The organism is Achromobacter sp. 2789STDY5608615 (assembly GCF_001298995.1).
Taxonomy (GTDB): Bacteria; Pseudomonadota; Gammaproteobacteria; order Burkholderiales; family Burkholderiaceae_B; genus Achromobacter; species Achromobacter insuavis.
On sequence record NZ_CYTY01000051.1, the window covers coordinates 23639 to 25605 of the forward strand.

Sequence of the window (1967 nt, forward strand, 5' to 3'; positions counted from 1 at the left end):
GTGGAAGCGGTGGATCATCGCCGCCAGCGCGAAGTACAGCGCGCGCAGGCCCAGGATCGCGAAGATGTTGCTGGTGTACACGATGAACGGGTCGGTGGTGATGGCGAAGATCGCCGGCACCGAGTCCACCGCGAACAACAGGTCCACGAACTCGATCAGCACCAGGGCCAGGAACAGCGGCGTGGCCCAGCGCACCGTCTTGCCCGTGGCCGCATCCGGCTCGCGCACCCAGAAGGCGTTGCCGCGCAGGCCTTCCGTGACGCGCATGCGGCGCTTCAGGAACTTCAGGATCGGGTTGGTGGCGATGTCCGGCTCCTGGTCGGCGATCATCCACATCTTGATGCCAGTGAACACGAGGAAAGCGCCGAACAGATACATCAACCAGCCGAAGTTGCTGACCAGCGCGGCGCCCAGGCCGATCATGATGGCGCGCAGCACGATCACCCCCAGGATGCCCCAGAACAGCACGCGGTGCTGGAACTGGCGCGGGATGGCGAAGAAGCTGAAGATCAGCGCGATCACGAAGACGTTGTCCAGCGACAGCGATTTCTCGATCAGGAAGCCCGTGTAATAGGCCATGCCGCTGGACGGGCCCATCTGCCACCAGACCCAGCCGCCGAACAGCAACGCGGCCGAGATGTAACCGGCCGACAGCAGCAGGCTTTCGCGCACGCCGATCTCGCGGTCTTCCTTGTGCAGCACGCCCAGGTCGAAGACCAGCAGGGAGATGACGATGCCGATGAACAGCAGCCAGCTCCAGGCCGGCGTGCCGGCGAAGTCGGCTTGTAGAAATGAGAGCAAGGCTTCCATGATGTTCCCGCTGATGTGTGAAGGCCCTCATGATCCGGATCCCGGGTCGATGGAGAAATCAGCCTGAAAGTGAGTTATGGTTCGAAAAAACCGAAGTGAATCTCACCATGCTCAATTACCGCCACCTGTACTACTTCTGGATGGTCGCCAAGGAAGGCGGCTTCTCGCGCGCCGCCGAGCGGCTCGACATGGCCATCCAGACCATCAGCGCCCAGGTGCGCGAACTGGAAAAGAACCTGGGCCACCAGCTGCTGCGCCCGGCCGGCCGCGGCGTGGCCCTGACCGACGCCGGCCAGGCCGCCTTCGCCCGCGCCGAGGAAATCTTCCAGATCGGCCAGGAATTGCCGCAGGAGGTCCGCGCCGCCGCCACCAAGCCGGTGATGCGGCTGTCGGTGGGCCTGTCGGACGGCATCTCCAAGCTGGCCGCCCACGCGCTGCTGGGGCCGGTGCTGGACACCCCGGACCTGCGCCTGACCTGTCACGAGGGCGAGGTCGAGGAATTGCTGGGCGAACTGGCGCGCCACCACCTGGACCTGGTGCTGGCCGGCCAGGGCGCGCCGGCCAACCCCAACCTGCGCCTGACCAGCGACCGGCTGGTGTCCTCGCCGGTGGACTGGTACGGCCCGGCGCGGCTGGTGCGCAAGGCCGACAGCCAGGACTTCCCCCACTGCCTGGAGCGCCTGCCGGTGCTGCTGCCCACCGGCCACTCGGTGCTGCGCCAGACGCTGGACCGGTGGTTCAATGAACAGGGCCTGCGGCCCAACGTGGTCGGCGAGTTCGAGGACAGCGCGTTGATGTCGGTGTTCGCCGCGCGCGGCCTGGGCGTGTTCCCGCTCAGCCGCCTGGGCGGCGACGACGTCGGCCTGCTGCGCGGCCCGCGCCCGCTGGCGCGCTGCGACAGCGTGCACGAGGAGATCTACGGCATCCGCAACCGCCGCGGGCAGCACCATCCGCTGGTGCAGCAGATACTGGCGCATGCCAAGACTTCGGTTTTTTCTTAATGATTGTCACAAAGACGCTGGTTTTTCAGAATGGCTTTCCGCTCTATCGTGGCGTTTCTTTCCTGAATCACCGGAGTACCCCGCAATGAAAAAAATCATCTGGCTCGGTTTCGCCGTGCTGGCCGCGCTATGGACCGGATTGGTGGCGCTGACGCT

The 1967-nt window shown here is 65.4% G+C and carries 2 protein-coding genes; one reads left to right on the forward strand and one right to left on the reverse strand.

The window, feature by feature from the left end:
* On the reverse strand, positions 1 to 810 hold an 810-nt coding region (locus AOZ49_RS28065), incomplete at its 3' end, for a TerC family protein (RefSeq protein ID WP_054479056.1).
* Positions 811 to 917: 107 nt separating this feature from the next.
* Between AOZ49_RS28065 and AOZ49_RS28070 the strand changes: the two genes are divergently transcribed.
* Positions 918 to 1811: a LysR family transcriptional regulator gene (locus AOZ49_RS28070; protein ID WP_054479057.1), complete on the forward strand. Its 894-nt coding sequence runs from the start codon at positions 918 to 920 to the stop codon at positions 1809 to 1811.
* Positions 1812 to 1967 lie beyond the last annotated feature (156 nt).

Coding starts and splice junctions, on each gene's coding strand:
- AOZ49_RS28070 (WP_054479057.1), top strand. CDS start 918: ATGCTCAATTACCGCCACCTGTACTACTTCTGGATGGTCGCCAAGGAA.